This is a genomic window from Cellulomonas sp. P22, from assembly GCF_044392165.1.
Window position 1 is genome coordinate 1 of the sequence record NZ_JBISBW010000005.1, and the last position, 16,277, is coordinate 16,277.

Below are 16,277 nucleotides of genomic sequence, written 5' to 3' on the forward strand. Positions count from 1 at the left end.
TCGGTGGGGGGGGGGGGTCGACCCCCCCCCCCCCCCCGCGCACCCACGATGCGCTGACGCAAACCCCTCTGACGTCCCGCGACCGCGTGCGGCCCACGCCCCGCGGAATGCGGACCAGCGCGACGGTGTTCCGTTCTGCGTGGATGACCTTTGCGCACGTCAGCGCGACGGGATAGCGTCGAGGGGATCTGCGACCGCCGACCGGGGAAGAGGGTGAGCACGATGCGTACGCGCACGCACGCCACCTCCTCCTGTTCGGTCGTCAGCGCCTCGACGCTCTGCGCTCCCACGCACTGCTGTCGCACGCGCTGCTGTCGATAGAGCGCTGGCCGCTCCGCCCATCGGTGGAGGCCCCGACGTCGGGCACCTGTCCCTGCGCCAGCGCTCGCCCCACCTCGCACCATCGCCGCGCGCGCTCGCGCCGGCGCCCCCTGGCCGCCCACAGCGGTCCCGTTCAGACGAGGACGACATGGCACGCATCTACGACGACGCGACGAAGCTGATCGGCAACACCCCGCTCGTGCGCATCAACAAGCTGACCGCTGGGCTCGGGGCGACCGTCGTCGCGAAGCTCGAGTTCTACAACCCCGCGAGCTCGGTCAAGGACCGGATCGGGGTCGCGATCGTCGACGCCGCTGAGGCGTCCGGCCAGCTGGCTCCGGGCGGCACGATCGTCGAGGCCACGAGCGGCAACACCGGCATCGCGCTCGCGATGGTCGGTGCGGCGCGCGGCTACGACGTGGTGCTCACGATGCCCGAGACGATGTCGAGGGAGCGCCGCGCCCTGCTCCGTGCGTACGGCGCCGAGCTGGTGCTGACGCCCGGCTCGGAGGGCATGAAGGGCGCGGTGACCAAGGCCGAGGAGATCGCGGCGTCCCGTCCCGGCTCGGTGCTGGCCCGTCAGTTCGCGAACGAGGCCAACCCGGAGATCCACCGTCGCACCACGGCCGAGGAGATCTGGGCCGACACCGACGGCGAGGTCGACATCCTGGTCGCGGGCATCGGCACGGGCGGCACCATCACGGGCGTCGGGCAGGTGCTCAAGGAGCGCAAGCCGGGCGTGCAGATCGTCGGGGTGGAGCCGGCCGAGTCGGCGATCCTCAACGGCGGGGCTCCCGGCCCGCACAAGATCCAGGGCATCGGCGCGAACTTCGTCCCCGAGATCCTCGACCAGAAGGTCTACGACGAGATCATCGACGTCAACGCGGAGACGTCCGTGGAGGTCGCACGTCGCGCCGCCAAGGAGGAGGGCCTGCTCGTCGGCATCTCGTCCGGTGCCGCGCTCGACGCCGCGATCCAGCTGGCGGGGCGCCCCGAGAACGCGGGCAAGCTCATCGTCGTGATCATCCCGTCGTTCGGCGAGCGCTACCTGACGTCGATCCTCTTCTCGGACCTGATGGACTGACGTGCCCCTTCCCACGCTCAACCGGTTCGCACGCGTGCTGCGTGAGGACCTCGAGGCAGCGCGCCGCCGTGACCCGGCGGCGCGCTCGAACCTCGAGGTCGCCCTGGGGTACCCGGGGGTCCACGCCGTCTGGGCCTACCGCCTGACGCACCGCATGTGGCGCGAGCCTGCGCTGCGGCTGCCCGCGCGTCTGCTCTCGCAGGCGACGCGGGCCGCCACGGGCATCGAGATCCACCCCGCGGCCGTGCTGGGTCGACGGTTGTTCATCGACCACGGCATGGGGGTCGTGATCGGCGAGACGGCAGTCGTGGGCGACGACGTGGTGCTGTTCCACGGCGCGACGCTCGGCGGCAAGGCGATGCGCACCGGCAAGCGGCACCCGACGCTCGGCGACGGCGTGGTGGTCGGTACCGGCGCCAAGATCCTCGGTCCGGTGTGGATCGGCGACGGCGCCCAGATCGGCGCGAATGCCGTGGTGCTCAAGGACGTCCCCCCGGGTTCGGTGGCCGTGGGCGTGCCCGCGGAGATCCGCCGACGCCCTGCGGTGTCGCTGCCCGAGTCCGAGGTCGACGACCCGGCGATCTACATCTGACGCCTGCCCGGCCCGGCACCGACAGACTTGTTCTAGTTGTGCGCTAACAACTATGCTCGACGGGTGCTCTTCCGTGTCGACCCCTCGTCACCCGACCCCCTGTTCGCGCAGCTCGCGGACCAGGTCCGGGTCGGCATCGTGCGCGGCGACCTCACGACCGGCACCCGCCTGCCCTCGGCCCGCGACCTCGCGTCCTCGCTCGACATCAACCTCCACACCGTGCTGCGCGCCTACCAGGACCTGCGCGACGAAGGGTTGATCGAGCTCCGACGCGGGCGCGGCGCCGTGGTCAGCGAGCAGGCCGCCCGGGGGTACGCACCGCTCCAGCAGGCCGTCGAGCACGTGGTGCACCTGTCCCGCGAGCTCGGGCTGTCGCCCGAGACGACCACCGCCCTGCTCCGGGAGGCCCTGCGATGACCGCGCCCCGACCCACAACCGCCGACGCCACGAGCGCCGCGCGGGTCCATGCCCCCCACCGGCTCGTCTCCACGGTGCTGGGGCTGGGCGTTCCCGCGCTCGTGCTCGTGGCCACCGCACTGGTCGCCCGGTCCTGGTACCCCGACCTGCCGGATCCCGTGGCCTCGCACTTCGGGACGCACGGGCCCGACGAGTTCACGAGTGCCGCGTCGTTCGTCGTGCAGGGCCTGGCGTTCGGTGCCGCCTTCGCCGTCGGCGGGTGGGCCATCGCCGTGCGGCTCGGGCGCGCCTCGACCGTCCGCCGCATGGGGACGGGGCTCGCCGCGGGCGGGGCCACACTGACCTCGGCCGCCACCCTGGGTGCGCTGTGGGCCCAGCGGGGCCTCGACGACGCTGCGCAGGTGGTCGTGGGCTCCTCGATCACGCTGCTGCCGATCGTCGTGGGCGCCGTGGTCGGCGCCCTGGCCGCGGCGCTGACCCCGGGCGACGCCGCGATGCCCGCGACGACCGCGGTCCCGGCGGACGCGCCGCACCTCGCCCTCGGCCACCAGGAGCGCGCTACCTGGGTGCGGCAGGTCACGAGCCGCCCGCTGCTGGTCGCGATCGTCGCGATGACGGCGATCGCGCTCGTGACCACGTCTGCGGCGCCCACCGCGGCCCCGGCCGTGGCGCCGTTCCTGCTCGCTCTCGCGCTGGTCGTCGCTCACGTGCGGTTCACAGTGACGGTCGACCGGCGCGGGCTGCGGGTCCGCTCGGTGCTCGGCCTGCCGCGTGCGACCGTCCCGGCCGACGAGGTGCTGCACGCCGAGGTCGTCCAGGTCGCACCGCTGCGGCAGTTCGGCGGGTGGGGCTACCGCGTCGGCGCGGGCGGCACGGCGGGGATCGTGCTGCGCAAGGGCGAGGCCCTGCGGGTCGAGCGCACCGGCGGCCGGAGCTTCGTCGTCACGGTCGACGACGCCGCGACGGGTGCAGCCCTGCTCAACACCCTGGCGGGTCGCGAGAGGTCCGCGACCGGGTCGTGACCGCCCCACCCCGCACCCGACGCCCGCACCGGGCAGGATGGGGTCTCTCGACGACGAGATGAGGGATGCGACGATGCGTCTGGGCTACCACACCGGCTACTGGCCAGCAGGTCCGCCGCGGGGCGCGCAGGAGGCCGTCCTCGCTGCCGATCGTCTCGGGCTCGACTCGGTGTGGACCGCCGAGGCGTACGGGTCGGACGCGTTCACCCCGCTGGCCTGGTGGGGCTCGCGCACCACGACCGTCCGGCTCGGCACCGCGATCGCGCAGCTCGCCGCCCGCACCCCGACCGCCACGGCGATGGCTGCGCTCACGCTCGACCACCTCTCGGGCGGGCGCTTCGTGCTCGGGCTGGGCGCCTCGGGTCCGCAGGTCGTCGAGGGCTGGTACGGCCAGCCCTATCCGCGCCCCCTGGCCCGCACCCGCGAGTACGTCGCGATCGTGCGGGACGTCCTGGCCCGCGAGGCGCCCGTGACGTACGACGGCGACTTCTACCAGCTGCCGTACGTGGGCGGTTCCGGGCTCGGCAAGGCGCTGCGCTCGACTGTGCACCCGCTGCGCGCCGACCTGCCGATCCACCTCGCGGCCGAGGGTCCGAAGAACGTCGCGCTCGCGGCCGAGATCGCCGACGGCTGGTTGCCGATGTTCTACTCGCCCCGCATGGACGCGACGTACCGCGAGCTCCTTGCCGAGGGGTTCGCGCGGCGTGGTGCCGGTGCGAGCCCGGTCGAGGAGTTCGAGGTCACAGCGACGGTGCCCGTGGTGGTGGGCGACGACGTCGAGCAGGCGGCCGACGTGGTCCGTCCGTTCATCGCGCTGTACGCGGGCGGCATGGGCGCGAAGGGGGCGAACTTCCACCGGGACGTGCTGGACCGACTCGGGTACGCGGAGGCGTGCGACGAGATCCAGGCGCACTACCTCGCGGGCCGTCGCGCCGAGGCGACCGCTGCGGTGCCGCTCGAGCTGGTGCAGGACGTCGCCCTCGTGGGACCACCCGACGCGATCCGCGCCCAGCTGCCCGCCTGGAAGGGCACCGCGATCACGACGATGCTCGTGCAGGCCGACCCGCGCACCCTGCCTGTCGTCGCGGAGCTGCTGGCCTGATCCCCGCGCCGGTGCGCGTCGTCCGGTCGGCGGGTCGTCCGGGGCCCGTCAGTCCTCGGGGTCGTCCGGGAACCAGATGGCCCGTCGCAAGGCGACCCGCTGGCCGTCGGACGTCAGGGGCGTGCCCTCCGCCGCGTAGTGTGCGAGCGCTCGCGCAGGGTCGTGCGGATGCCCGGCGGCGTTGACGACACGCCACCACGGCACGCGGGCGCCCATCCGTGCGAGCACTGCGCCGACCTGGCGCGGGCCACCGCGCGCCCGGCCCCCCGCGAGCACGAAGCCGTCCGCGACGACCTCGGCCACCGTGCCGTACGTCATGGCGCGACCGGCCGGCACCTGCTCGACCAGGTCGAGCACGGCCTCGGCGTACTCCTCGTCCACAGGATCCTCCAGGTCAGGACGGGTCGCGGTGGACCAGGACGAGGGCGCGGTCGTCGCTCTCCCCTGCCCGGACCTCGGCCAGCACGGCCTCGGCACCGCCGCGCCGGGTCGCGACCAGCCGCTCGGCCGCGCCCATGAGCCGGTCGATGCCCAGTCCGACGTCGTGGCCCGGCACCTCGATCAGGCCGTCGGTGTACAGCATGAGGGTGTCTCCCGGCGCGAGGTGTCCCTCGACGGCCTGGATGCGCAGGTCGGGCACGATGCCCAGCGCGGGCGCCCCGACGCTGTCGACGACGTCCAGCCGCCCGGAGCCCTGGTGCAGCTGGACCGCGGGCGGGTGCCCGGCGGACGCGACCGTGTACGCCCCGGTCTGCAGGTCGACGGTGACGTGGATCGCGGTGGCGAACCCCTCGTCCCAGTCCTGGTCCAGCAGGTACGCGTTCGCGGTGGGCAGGAACTGATCGGGGGGCATCGCGCCGAGCAGGCCGCCGAACGCCCCCGAGAGCAGCAGCGACCGGACGCCTGCCTCCTGGCCCTTGCCCGAGACGTCGACGACCGCGATCTCGAGCAGCCGCCCGCCGTCGTTCGTGCTGGCCACGACGAAGTCCCCCGAGAACGCCTCCGCGTGCGCCGAGCGCAGGGCGCTGTCGACCCGCCACTGCGCCGGCAGCCGCGGGATCCGGCCGTGCGCGGCGAGCCGGTCCCGCAGATCGACCAGCATCAGGCCACCCGGGGCGCCCTGCAGCCCGAGCCGCTCGCGCTGCCACGCGAACACGAGCAGCGCGAGGATCGAGACGCCCTGCACGGCGACCTCGCCCGCGGTGATCGCCTCGACCTGCGACAGGCTGATCGCGAGCAGGCTCGCCACGACGGCGGCGCACAGCACGACCATGCCGCGCAGCCGCAGCAGGAACGCCCCGAGCAGCTGCACGAGGATCAGCACCGACACCGGCAGCCACTCGTCGCTCACCACGACCAGCGCCGCGGCGGTCACCGTGAGGACCACGAGGAAGCAGGTCAGCGAGGCCTGCGAGGCGAGGCGGGCCCGTCGGATCCGTGCCCGCGCGCCGGGCGACAGCCCGGGGACGCGCAGCATGCCGATCGTCGGGGTGGCCACCCGGGGAGCGTAGTCGGCGCCCCAGACTGTCCGCGGACGCTCCCACGGGAAATGTGCTGCACGACACGGTGCCGCCGGGGCACCATGGCGGGCATGACCCCACCACTGCCTGGCGGCTACCGCGTCGTCGAGGTCCCCGAGTCCCGCAAGGACGAGTTCACCGAGATCGACCAGCTCGCCTTCGGGTTCGAGCCCGACGCGGAGACCGCGGCCCAGGTGCCGCTCACGCTCGAGTGGGACCGCACCATGGGGGTCGAGGACCCCGAGGGCCACCTCGCCGCGGTGCACGCGTCGTTCGAGTTCCTGCTGCCGGTGCCGGGCGGCGCGAGCGTGCCCTGCGCGGGGCTGACCTGGGTCGGTGTCCGGCCCGACCAGCGGCGGCGAGGGCTGCTCTCAGCGATGATCGACACCCACTTCGAACGCTCGCTCCACCGTGGCGAACCGGTCTCGGCGCTCTATGCGGCCGAGCACACGATCTACGGACGCTTCGGCTACGGCTCCGCGGCGGACGAGGTGTCGCTGACCCTCGCGCGCCGGGCCGCGCTGCGCGAGGTGGCCGGCTCGGACGAGCTGACGGTCCGCTTCGGGCGGCTCGACCCCGCCGTGCACAGCCCGCTCGTCGAGAAGGTGCTCGACGAGGCGGGGGCCGCGCGGCCCGGCTGGATCCGGCGGCGTACCGACGAGCTCCAGCGCCGGGCGCTGTCCGATCCGCCGGCCTGGCGCGAGGGCGCCGAGCCCCTTCGCATCGTCACGGTCCACGGCCCGGACGGCGCACCGCGGGCGTACGCGCTGCTGCGCCGCAAGGAGCAGTGGGTCGACAACGTCGCGAGGTCCACGGTCCAGGTGCGCGAGTCGTCAGCTGTCGACGCCGCCTCGGCACACCGGCTGTGGTCGTTCATGCTCGACATGGACCTCACGTCGAGCGTCCGCACGGGCCGGCTCGCGGTCGACGACCGGCTGCGGACGCTGCTGCTGGACCCCCGCAGCTCGGAGCCGCGGATCAGCGACAACGTGTGGGTCCGCCTGCTCGACGTCCCCGCGGCACTGGGCGCGCGTCGCTGGTCGGCCCCGCTCGACGTGGTGCTCGAGGTCAGCGACCGGCTCGTGCCCGCGAACGCGGGCCGCTGGCGCCTGACCACGGGGGCGACCGCCCCCGACGGCACGAGCGAGGCGCGCGTCGTCCGCACCGACGAGCCGGCCGACGTCACGCTCGACGTGAGCGACCTGGGGGCGGCCTACCTGGGTGGGCGTTCGCTCCAGGCCGCCGGCCGCGCGGGGCTCGTCACCGAGCACCGCGCGGGAACCCTCCAGGCGACGAGCACCGCGTTCTCCTGGCCGTCGGCCCCGCTGTGCAACTGGGGGTTCTAGACCGGCCGCTGGTGGGGACGGGCGTCAGTGCGCAGCGACGTACGCGTCGATCATCTCGATGCGGCGCAGGTGGCGCTCGTCCCCGCTGAACGGCTCCGCGACGAAGGCGTCCACGATCGCGAGGGCCTCCTCGACGGTGTGCTGCCGGGCACCGAGCGCCACGACGTTCGCGTCGTTGTGCGCGCGGGCCAGCACCGCGATCTCGGGCTTCCAGGCGAGGGCCGCACGGATGCCGCGCACCTTGTTCGCGGCGATCTGCTCGCCGTTCCCCGATCCGCCCAGCACGACGCCGAGGCTGCCGGGCTCGGCCGCGACGGCCTCACCGGCAGAGAAGCAGAACGGCGGGTAGCCGTCGAGCGCGTCGTACTCGAACGCGCCGTGGTCGACGACGTCGTGCCCCTCCCCCTTGAGGTGCTCGACAAGAGCGACCTTCAGCTCATAACCGGCGTGGTCTGTGGCGACGTGGATACGCATGGCAACCATCTTGCCGCAGCCCAGGTGACTTAGCCTGCTGCTATGACGCACAGCGGAATCGACCTGTCAGCCCTCGACCCGGACACCCGCCCCCAGGACGACCTGTACGGACACGTCAACGGACGATGGCTCGCGACGCACGAGATCCCGGCCGACCGCGCCGCTGACGGTGCGTTCCGGGCCCTGCACGACCGCGCCGAGGAGCAGGTGCGCGACATCATCACCGACGCGGCACAGGCCGCGGGCGAGGGCGAGGACCCCACCGGCGTGCAGGCCAAGATCGGCGCGCTGTACGCGAGCTTCATGGACGAGGACGCGGTCGAGGCCGCCGGCACCGAGCCGCTGCGCGCCGACCTCGAGCTCGTCGAGCAGGCCTCGGACCCCGCCGGGCTCACCGTCGCGCTCGGGGAGCTGCAGCGCTCGGGCGCGGCGGGGGCCGTCGGGTTCTGGGTCGACAACGACGCGAAGGACCCGACGCGCTACGTCGTGTACCTCGCCCAGTCCGGGCTCGGGCTGCCCGACGAGTCGTACTACCGCGACGAGCAGTACGCCGCTGTGCTCACGGCCTACCGTCCGCACGTGGCGCGCATGCTGCGGCTCGGGGGCTTCGCCGCGGACGAGGCGCAGGCCGAGGAGGCCGCGGGGCGCGTGCTCGCGCTCGAGACCCGGCTCGCTGCGGGTCACTGGGACGTGGTCAAGGACCGCGACGCCGACCTCACGTACAACCCCATGACGCTGGCCGCGCTGGCCGAGACCGCCCCCGGCTTCGACTGGGCCGCGTGGGCGCGGGCGCTCGGCGCCCCCGAGGGCTCGCTCGACGACCTGGTGGTCCAGGAGCCGTCGTTCGCGGAGGCCTTCGCCACGCTGTGGACCGAGCTGCCCCTCGACGACTGGAAGGCGTGGCTCGCCTACCACGTCATCAGCTCGCGGGCGCCGTACCTGTCGCACGAGCTCGTCGAGGCGAACTTCGACTTCTATGGCCGCACCCTCACGGGAGCCCAGGAGCTGCGTGCCCGCTGGAAGCGCGGCGTGAGCCTGGTGCAGGGCGTGCTCGGCGAGGCCGTGGGCGAGGTGTACGTCGAGCGGCACTTCCCGCCCACGCACAAGGACAAGATGAACGTGCTCGTCGACCACCTCGTCGAGGCGTACCGCGAGTCGATCAGCTCGCTCGAGTGGATGAGCGAGGAGACCCGCGCCAAGGCCCTCGCGAAGCTCGACGCGTTCACGCCCAAGATCGGCTACCCGGTGAAGTGGCGCGACTACTCGGCGCTCGAGGTGCGGGCGGACGACCTGGTCGGCAACGTGCGGCGCGCGTCGGCGTTCGAGCAGGACCGCGAGCTGAACAAGATCGGCAAGCCGATCGACCGTGACGAGTGGTTCATGACCCCGCAGACGGTCAACGCCTACTACAACCCCGGGATGAACGAGATCGTCTTCCCGGCCGCGATCCTGCAGCCGCCGTTCTTCGACGCGGAGGCCGACGACGCCGTCAACTACGGCGGCATCGGCGCCGTGATCGGGCACGAGATCGGGCACGGGTTCGACGACCAGGGCTCCAAGTACGACGGTGACGGCCGTCTCGAGGACTGGTGGACCGAGGCGGACCGCGCCGAGTTCGACCGGCGGACCAAGGCTCTCGTCGACCAGTACTCGGCCTTCTCGCCCCGGCAGCTCGACGGCTCGCACCACGTCAACGGCGCGCTGACCATCGGCGAGAACATCGGTGACCTGGGCGGCCTGTCGATCGCGCTCAAGGCCTACCGCATCGCGCTCGGGCGTCCGCTCGACGAGGCGCCCGTGATCGACGGGAAGACGGGCGTGCAGCGCGTGCTGCTCGGCTACGCGCAGGCGTGGCAGGGCAAGTACCGCGACGAGGAGGCGATCCGCCGCATCGCGACCGACCCGCACTCCCCCGACGAGTTCCGCTGCAACGGCGTGGTGCGCAACGTCGACGAGTTCTACGACGCGTTCGACGTCCAGCCCGAGGACGCGCTGTACCTGGCCCCCGAGGAGCGCGTGCGCATCTGGTAGCCGGACACGCCACGGCCCGCGTCACGATCGACGTGACGCGGGCCGTGGCGTGCAGGTCAGGGCAGCGCGGTGTAGGCGCTGCGCGAGAGGCGGAACCCCGTGCCCGCGCCGTCGACGCACGTGACGCCGTCGGTCGCGCTCGTGCACGTGTAGTCCCCCACGCTGGTCGAGCGGCCGTAGGGCAGCTCGGTCGCGTCGGGGTCGGCGGCCCGCTCCTCGGCGCACGGCGTGCTCGCGCCGTCGGCGTCGACGACGAAGACGTTCTCCTCGGTCGCCGCGCACGTCTCGGCACCCTCGAGCGCGAACACGGCGCTCGCGATCGTGCACGTGACGCCGTCGGTGGTCATCTTGCACGCGATGTTGCCGCTCGGCAGCGAGAACGCCGCGGGCTCGACCTGCGCCGCGTCGTCGTCGGCCGCCGGGGTCGCCGATCCCGCTGACGGGACCGAGACGTCCTGCGCGTCGGCCCGGCCCGCGTCCTCGGAACCACCGGAACCTCCGACGACCATCACCAGGACCACGAGGAAGATCGCGACGAGCACGACGTCGACCCCGAGGAAGACCTTCATCCCGCGGCTCAGCTGAGTGCCACCTGCGGCCGTTGCCATGCTCACCCCTCACGTCCGCCGTGCCGGCGGCACGGGCGCGCGGACCAGCATCACACAGCGGCCGATCCTGCTCCACCCGCCCGAGCGCGCCGCACGGGCCACGCGGGTGCGTCAGTCGAAGCGGGGACCGTCGGTGCGGGTGCGCTTGAGCTCGTAGAAGCCCGGCACCGACGTGATGAGCGCGAGCCCGTCGAACAGCCGCCCGGCGTCCTCGCCGCGCGGTGCGGGGGTGACGACCGGACCGAAGAAGCCCACGCCGTCGACCGCGACCACGGGGGTGCCGACGTCCTCACCCACGAGGGCCATGGCCTGCGCGTGCGAGGCACGCAGCGCGTCGTCGTACGCGTCGGTGCCCGCGGCCTGGGCGAGCTCGGCCGGCAGACCCACCTCGGCGAGCGACTCGGCCACGATCGCCGCGGTGTCGTTGCGTCCTCCGGGGTGGCGCCGCGTGCCCATCGCGTCGTACAGCGGCTTGAGGTGCTTCTCGCCGTGCTCCTGCGCCGCGGCGATCAGGACGCGCACCGGACCCCAGGCCTCGGCCATGATCGTGCGGTACTCCTCGGGCAGGTCACGGCCCTCGTTGAGCACCGACAGGCTCATCACGTGCCAGCGGACGTCGACGTCGCGGACCTTCTCGACCTCCTCGACCCAGCGCGAGGTCATCCACGCCCAAGGGCACGCGGGGTCGAACCAGACGTCTATCCGGCGACGGGTGGGCGCGGTGGGGAGCGGCTCGGTCATGGTGTCTCCTCGGTGTCGGGGCGTCGTCCGGTCAACCCGCTGAGCCGGGTCCGCATTCCGGCAGGTGGTGGCACCGTCCTCGCCGCCGGTCCTCATCCGGGTACGGACCAGGCTCCGTGGGATGATCAGGACGGCCACGAGCCCGGCCCCCACCGTCGAAGGAGATCCCGCGTGCCCGCTGAGAACCTCACCCGTGACGAGGCGCGAGCCCGCGCAGACGTCGTGTCCGTCGACTCCTACGAGATCGACCTCGACCTGACCACGGGCCCCACGACGTTCGCGTCCCGTTCGACGATCCGCTTCACGGCGACGCCGGGCGCGAGCACGTTCGTCGACCTGATCGCCCCGACGGTGCACGAGGTCGTGCTCAACGGGAGTCCGCTCGACCCCGCCGAGGTGTTCGCCGACTCACGCATCCACCTCGAGGACCTCGCTGCCGAGAACGAGCTCGTGGTCGTCGCGGACGCCGCGTACATGACCACGGGCGAGGGCCTGCACCGCTTCGTGGACCCCGTCGACGACGAGGTCTACCTGTACTCCCAGTTCGAGGTGGCCGACTCGCGCCGCGTGTTCGCCGTCTTCGAGCAGCCCGACCTCAAGGCCACGTTCACGTTCCGCGTCACGGCGCCCGCGCACTGGACCGTGGTGTCCAACTACCCCGCCGTGGGCGAGCCCGTGCCGGTCGAGGGCGGCCACAACCGCAACGGCGGACGCGACCACGGCACGGCCACGTGGACCTTCGAGACCACGCCGCGCATCTCGAGCTACATCACCGCCGTGATCGCGGGCCCGTACCACGCCGAGCACAGCGAGCTCACGAGCAGCGACGGCCGGACCGTCCCGCTCGGGGTCTACTGCCGTTCGTCGCTCGCGCAGCACCTCGACACCGACAACATCCTCGACGTGACGCGCGCCGGGTTCGCGTTCTACGAGGAGGCGTTCGGCGTCCCGTACCCGTTCGCGAAGTACGACCAGCTCTTCGTCCCCGAGTTCAACGCGGGCGCGATGGAGAACGCGGGCGCCGTCACGTTCCTCGAGAGCTACGTGTTCCGTTCCAAGGTGCCCGAGGCCACGGTCGAGCGCCGCGCCGTGACGATCCTGCACGAGCTCGCCCACATGTGGTTCGGCGACCTCGTGACGATGCGCTGGTGGGACGACCTGTGGCTCAACGAGTCGTTCGCCGAGTACGCCTCGACGCTCGCCGCGGCCGAGGCCACCCGCTGGACGAGCGCGTGGACCACGTTCTCCTCGCTCGAGAAGAACTGGGCCTACCGCCAGGACCAGCTGCCCTCGACCCACCCGATCGTCGCCGACATGCGCGACCTCGAGGACGTCGAGGTCAACTTCGACGGCATCACCTACGCCAAGGGCGCGAGCGTGCTCAAGCAGCTCGTGGCCTGGGTGGGCCAGGAGCAGTTCCTCGCGGGGGTCCGCGCCTACTTCGCGAAGCACTCGTGGGGGAACACCGAGCTGCGTGACCTGCTGACCGAGCTCGAGACGACGAGCGGACGCGACCTGAGCGGCTGGTCGACGCTGTGGCTCGAGCAGTCCGGCGTGACCCTGCTGCGCCCCGAGCTGACCACCGAGGTGGCGGCCGACGGCACCGAGACGATCACGTCGTTCGCTGTGCTCCAGGAGGTGCCCGCCGAGCACCCCGTCCAGCGTCCGCACCGCCTCGCGATCGGTGGCTACGACGTGGTGGCCGACGAGGCCGGCGCGACCCGCCTCGAGCGCACCGTGCACGTGGTCCTCGACGTCGACGGCGCGCGGACCGAGGTGCCCGAGCTCGTGGGGGTGCGTCGTCCCGACCTGCTGCTCGTCAACGACGACGACCTCGCCTACGCGAAGGTCCGGCTCGACGAGCACTCGCTCGCGACCGCGACCGAGCACCTCTCCGGGTTCACGGACTCGCTGCCCCGGACCCTGGTGTGGACCGCGGCCTGGGACGCCACCCGTGACGGCGAGGCGCCCGCCCGCGACTTCGTCGACCTCGTGCTGCGGAACGTCGCGCACGAGACCGACTCGACGGTGGTGCAGGTGCTGCTCCGGCAGCTCAGCACGAGCCTGGACCTGTACGTCGCCCCCGAGCACCGCCAGGCGACCGACGTCGCCGCCGCGGACCGCCTGCTCGAGCTCGCCGAGCAGGCCGCCGCGGGCTCCGACACCCAGCTCCAGCTGGTCAAGGCGTTCGCGGGCCGCGCCCAGGCCGCGGCGCAGCTCGACGCCGTCGCGGGGCTGCTCGACGGCTCGCGCACGCTCGAGGGGCTGAGCATCGACACCGACCTGCGCTGGGAGCTCCTCACGTCGCTCGTCACCGGTGGCCGGGCGGGCGAGGCCGAGATCGCCGCGCAGCTCAAGGCTGACGCGACGGCCACGGGCCAGCGGGCCGCAGCGGCCGCGCGTGCCGCGGTGCCCACGCCCGAGGCCAAGGCCGCCGCGTGGGCCGCGCTGGTCGAGTCGGACGAGCTGCCCAACGCGGTCCAGACCGCGACGATCAACGGGTTCGGCCGCGTGCACAACCTGGGCCTGCTGATGCCGTACGTCGAGCCGTACTTCGCGGCCCTCGAGGGCGTCTGGGAGTCCCGCACGAGCGAGATGGCGCAGAACCTGGTGCTGGGCCTCTACCCGACCGACCTGGCCGGCGACGACCGCGTCGACGTGCTCGCGCTGACCGACGCGTGGCTCGAGGCGCACCCCGACGCCCCGGCCGCGCTGCGCCGGCTCCTGGTCGAGTCCCGCGACGGCGTGCGCCGCGCGCTGGCCGCGCAGGAGGCCGACCGCGCCAAGGCCTGACCCGCGGTTCCCCGGGGGCGTCGACCGACGGCCCCGGGGACCGGGGACGGTCTGCTCAGTCGGCGTCGTCCGGGTGCAGGCTGCGGTCGATGGCCGCCACGAGCGAACGCAGGCGCGGGGTGGTGAACAGGTTCTCGATCAGCACCAGCTGGCCCGCACCGTCCGCGAGCGGCACCTTCCAGTTCGGGTACTCGCGGTCGGTGCCGGGCTGGTTCTGGGTGCGGCGCTCCCCCACGGCGTCCGCGAGCGAGACCCCCACCAGCACCGCGGGCGTCTCGATCACGTAGCGGTGCAACGCCTCGACGACCTCACGCTCGGACGGGTCGTCCGTGACGAGCCCGCGGGCCCGCAGCGCGGCGAGCATCGCCTCACGCTCGGCGCGGGCGTCCTTGCGCACGGTCTCGACCGGTTCGTCGAGCAGGCCCAGGCGGTCCCGCAGCGTCACGTGCTCCTCCGCGAGGTAGCCCGCGGTGGGCGGCAGGTCGTGCGTCGTCACGGTGGCGAGCGCGAGGCGCCGGTAGTGCTCGGCGGCCAGCGGGTTGCCCGCGTGGTCCTTCTCGAACCACAGGATCGAGGTGCCGAGGATGCCCCGCTCGCTCAGGTAGTCGCGCACCCACGGCTCGAACACGCCCAGGTCCTCGCCGATCACCACGGCGCCGGCGCGGTGCGCCTCGAGCGCGAGGATGCCCAGCAGCGCCTCGTGGTCGTAGCGCACGTACGCGCCCTGCGACGGGTCCGCACCCTCCGGGATCCACCACAGCCGGAACAGGCCGATCACGTGGTCGATCCGGATCGCCCCCGCGTGCCGCAGCACCGAGCGCAGCATGTCGCGGTACGGGCGGTAGCCGGCCCGGGCCAGCGCGTCGGGGATCCACGGCGGCTGGGACCAGTTCTGGCCCTGCTGGTTGTACATGTCGGGCGGTGCGCCGACCGTCGCCCCGTGCGCGAGCACGTCACCGAGCGCCCACGCGTCGGCCCCCTCGGGGTGCACACCGACCGCGAGGTCGTGCATGATCCCGATCGCCATGCCGCCGTCACGTGCCGTGCGCTGCGCGGTGCCGAGCTGCTCGTCGGCCACCCACTGCAGCCAGGTGTGGAACTCGATGCGGTCCGCGAGCTCGACCCGTGCCCGGGCCACGAGCTCGGAGCCGACCTCACGCGCCTCGTCCGGCCACGGCAGACCGGCGTAGCGCTCGGCGAGCGCGGACCACAGGGCGAAGTCCTCGAGCCCCGGGCCCTCCTGCTCGCAGAACTCGTCGAACGCCGCCTGCCGAGCAGCCGACCGGGGCACCGCGAACACGACCTCGAGCGCGGCACGCTTCGCTGTCCACGCAGTGTCGCGGTCGATCGGGCCGGGGTCCGTGTCGAGCGCGAGGGCCGGTTCGGCCGACCACTCGACCAGCGCACGGTCCGCGGCCGACAGGTACGCGGTCTCGCGCACGTCCTCGACCCGGACGTACAGCGGGTTCACGAACCGCCGCGACGTGGGCAGGTACGGCGACGGCGTCATCGGCTCGGACGGCTCGGCCGCGTGCAACGGGTTGACCAGCAGGAAGTCCGCCCCGCAGCGGCGTGCCGAGAGCCAGGCCAGCTCGGCCAGGTCCGCGAGGTCGCCCACGCCCCACGACTGGCGCGAGCGCACCGAGTACAGCTGCGCCATGAAGCCCCACCCCCGGCCGCCGTCGCGCAGCGGCTCGGGCAGCTCGAGGCGTTCGGGGGTGACGACCAGGGCGCACCACGCGTCGGCGCTCGGGCCGCTGGCGTGCAGCTCGTGCCACCCGAGCGGCAGGTCGATGGGCACGGTGAACGTCGCGCGACCCACGAGCCGCCCGTCGACGGTCCGCGGGTCGACCGGGACGTCGGCCTGGGTGACCTCGTGCCGGCCGCCGCCCACCTCGGGGTCGAGCTCGATCCACGCGGTCACGGGGTCGCCGTGCCGCACGTGCACCGGGACGTGCGCGTGCCGCCCCTGCCGCACCACGACCACGGGCGGCAGCGTCCGCCGCCAGGGCATGTCCTCGACGTGCTGGATCGCGAGCTCGACGCGCTCGGGCGAGGACGCGTCCACGCCGAGGGCGGCCAGCACCGCGACGAGCGTCGCTGCCGACGCCTGCTGCAGCGTCCCGTCGTACCCCCAGTGGTCGGGCACCACGCCGTAGGCCGCGCCGAGGCGCAGCAGCTGCTCGCTCGGGGCCTCGGTCGCTGCGCTCACGCGTCGATCCTGCC

At 73.3% G+C, this 16,277-nt stretch carries 14 protein-coding genes; 8 read left to right on the forward strand and 6 right to left on the reverse strand.

The genetic code is table 11. The annotated features are described in order from the left end of the window. Window positions 1–469 precede the first annotated feature (469 nt). The 5 genes from cysK to ACGIF2_RS05235 all read left to right on the forward strand — a co-directional run bounded on the left by cysK (window position 470) and on the right by ACGIF2_RS05235 (window position 4,538). Window positions 470–1,405, forward strand: coding sequence for a cysteine synthase A (cysK, locus tag ACGIF2_RS05215; protein WP_396044235.1), 936 nt, complete (start codon window positions 470–472; stop codon window positions 1,403–1,405). Between the two features lies 1 nt (window position 1,406). After that, window positions 1,407–1,997: a serine O-acetyltransferase EpsC gene (gene epsC, locus ACGIF2_RS05220; protein ID WP_396044237.1), complete on the forward strand. Its 591-nt coding sequence runs from the start codon at window positions 1,407–1,409 to the stop codon at window positions 1,995–1,997. A gap of 63 nt (window positions 1,998–2,060) precedes the next feature. Then, window positions 2,061–2,414, forward strand: a complete 354-nt coding sequence (locus ACGIF2_RS05225; RefSeq protein ID WP_396044240.1) for a GntR family transcriptional regulator — start codon at window positions 2,061–2,063, stop codon at window positions 2,412–2,414. Beyond that, window positions 2,411–3,436, forward strand: a complete 1,026-nt coding sequence (locus tag ACGIF2_RS05230; RefSeq protein ID WP_396044242.1) for a DUF1648 domain-containing protein — start codon at window positions 2,411–2,413, stop codon at window positions 3,434–3,436. The genes ACGIF2_RS05225 and ACGIF2_RS05230 overlap by 4 nt, the downstream gene beginning before the upstream one ends. A 73-nt stretch (window positions 3,437–3,509) precedes the next feature. Continuing rightward, window positions 3,510–4,538 carry an LLM class F420-dependent oxidoreductase gene (locus tag ACGIF2_RS05235; RefSeq protein ID WP_396044244.1) on the forward strand — a complete coding sequence of 343 codons (1,029 nt, stop codon included), beginning with the start codon at window positions 3,510–3,512 and terminating at the stop codon, window positions 4,536–4,538. A 48-nt stretch (window positions 4,539–4,586) separates the two neighbouring features. On the opposite strand, the gene ACGIF2_RS05240 is transcribed toward ACGIF2_RS05235, so the two are convergent. Both ACGIF2_RS05240 and ACGIF2_RS05245 read right to left on the reverse strand, forming a co-directional pair. After that, window positions 4,587–4,919, reverse strand: coding sequence for an MGMT family protein (locus tag ACGIF2_RS05240; RefSeq protein WP_396044246.1), 333 nt, complete (start codon window positions 4,917–4,919; stop codon window positions 4,587–4,589). Between the two features lie 13 nt (window positions 4,920–4,932). Continuing rightward, the gene (locus tag ACGIF2_RS05245) at window positions 4,933–6,036 is read right to left on the reverse strand and encodes a PP2C family protein-serine/threonine phosphatase (RefSeq protein ID WP_396044248.1); all 1,104 of its coding nucleotides are present in this window, start codon (window positions 6,034–6,036) and stop codon (window positions 4,933–4,935) included. Between the two features lie 93 nt (window positions 6,037–6,129). Between ACGIF2_RS05245 and ACGIF2_RS05250 the strand changes: the two genes are divergently transcribed. Then, window positions 6,130–7,404 carry a GNAT family N-acetyltransferase gene (locus ACGIF2_RS05250; RefSeq protein ID WP_396044250.1) on the forward strand — a complete coding sequence of 425 codons (1,275 nt, stop codon included), beginning with the start codon at window positions 6,130–6,132 and terminating at the stop codon, window positions 7,402–7,404. A gap of 24 nt (window positions 7,405–7,428) precedes the next feature. Here the strand turns inward: ACGIF2_RS05250 and ACGIF2_RS05255 are convergent, their stop codons facing one another. Then, the gene (locus tag ACGIF2_RS05255) at window positions 7,429–7,878 is read right to left on the reverse strand and encodes a ribose-5-phosphate isomerase (RefSeq protein WP_396044252.1); all 450 of its coding nucleotides are present in this window, start codon (window positions 7,876–7,878) and stop codon (window positions 7,429–7,431) included. 42 nt (window positions 7,879–7,920) lie between these two features. Between ACGIF2_RS05255 and ACGIF2_RS05260 the strand changes: the two genes are divergently transcribed. Continuing rightward, a complete protein-coding gene (locus tag ACGIF2_RS05260; protein WP_396044254.1) occupies window positions 7,921–9,909 on the forward strand; it encodes a M13 family metallopeptidase in 1,989 nt (662 codons plus the stop codon). Window positions 9,910–9,965: 56 nt separating this feature from the next. Here ACGIF2_RS05260 and ACGIF2_RS05265 read toward each other — a convergent pair whose 3' ends face one another. Then, on the reverse strand, window positions 9,966–10,517 hold the full coding sequence (locus ACGIF2_RS05265) for a hypothetical protein (RefSeq protein ID WP_396044256.1): 552 nt from the start codon (window positions 10,515–10,517) through the stop codon (window positions 9,966–9,968). Between the two features lie 111 nt (window positions 10,518–10,628). After that, window positions 10,629–11,258, reverse strand: a complete 630-nt coding sequence (locus ACGIF2_RS05270; RefSeq protein ID WP_396044258.1) for a DsbA family protein — start codon at window positions 11,256–11,258, stop codon at window positions 10,629–10,631. A 171-nt stretch (window positions 11,259–11,429) separates the two neighbouring features. Here ACGIF2_RS05270 and pepN point away from each other — a divergent pair, with 171 nt between their 5' ends. Then, window positions 11,430–14,051 carry an aminopeptidase N gene (gene pepN, locus ACGIF2_RS05275; RefSeq protein WP_396044260.1) on the forward strand — a complete coding sequence of 874 codons (2,622 nt, stop codon included), beginning with the start codon at window positions 11,430–11,432 and terminating at the stop codon, window positions 14,049–14,051. A 55-nt stretch (window positions 14,052–14,106) separates the two neighbouring features. Here pepN and malQ read toward each other — a convergent pair whose 3' ends face one another. Continuing rightward, window positions 14,107–16,263 (reverse strand): 4-alpha-glucanotransferase, encoded by a 2,157-nt coding sequence (gene malQ / locus ACGIF2_RS05280; RefSeq protein ID WP_396044262.1) that lies wholly within the window; start codon window positions 16,261–16,263, stop codon window positions 14,107–14,109. Window positions 16,264–16,277: the final 14 nt, after the last annotated feature.

Bases quoted from the DNA above. Each gene is read 5' to 3' on its own strand.
- ACGIF2_RS05230 (WP_396044242.1), top strand. From the start codon at position 2,411: ATGACCGCGCCCCGACCCACAACCGCCGACGCCACGAGCGCCGCGCGG.
- ACGIF2_RS05260 (WP_396044254.1), top strand. From the start codon at position 7,921: ATGACGCACAGCGGAATCGACCTGTCAGCCCTCGACCCGGACACCCGC.
- ACGIF2_RS05250 (WP_396044250.1), top strand. From the start codon at position 6,130: ATGACCCCACCACTGCCTGGCGGCTACCGCGTCGTCGAGGTCCCCGAG.
- ACGIF2_RS05235 (WP_396044244.1), top strand. From the start codon at position 3,510: ATGCGTCTGGGCTACCACACCGGCTACTGGCCAGCAGGTCCGCCGCGG.
- ACGIF2_RS05270 (WP_396044258.1), bottom strand. From the start codon at position 11,258: ATGACCGAGCCGCTCCCCACCGCGCCCACCCGTCGCCGGATAGACGTC.
- ACGIF2_RS05265 (WP_396044256.1), bottom strand. From the start codon at position 10,517: ATGGCAACGGCCGCAGGTGGCACTCAGCTGAGCCGCGGGATGAAGGTC.
- cysK (WP_396044235.1), top strand. From the start codon at position 470: ATGGCACGCATCTACGACGACGCGACGAAGCTGATCGGCAACACCCCG.
- ACGIF2_RS05255 (WP_396044252.1), bottom strand. From the start codon at position 7,878: ATGCGTATCCACGTCGCCACAGACCACGCCGGTTATGAGCTGAAGGTC.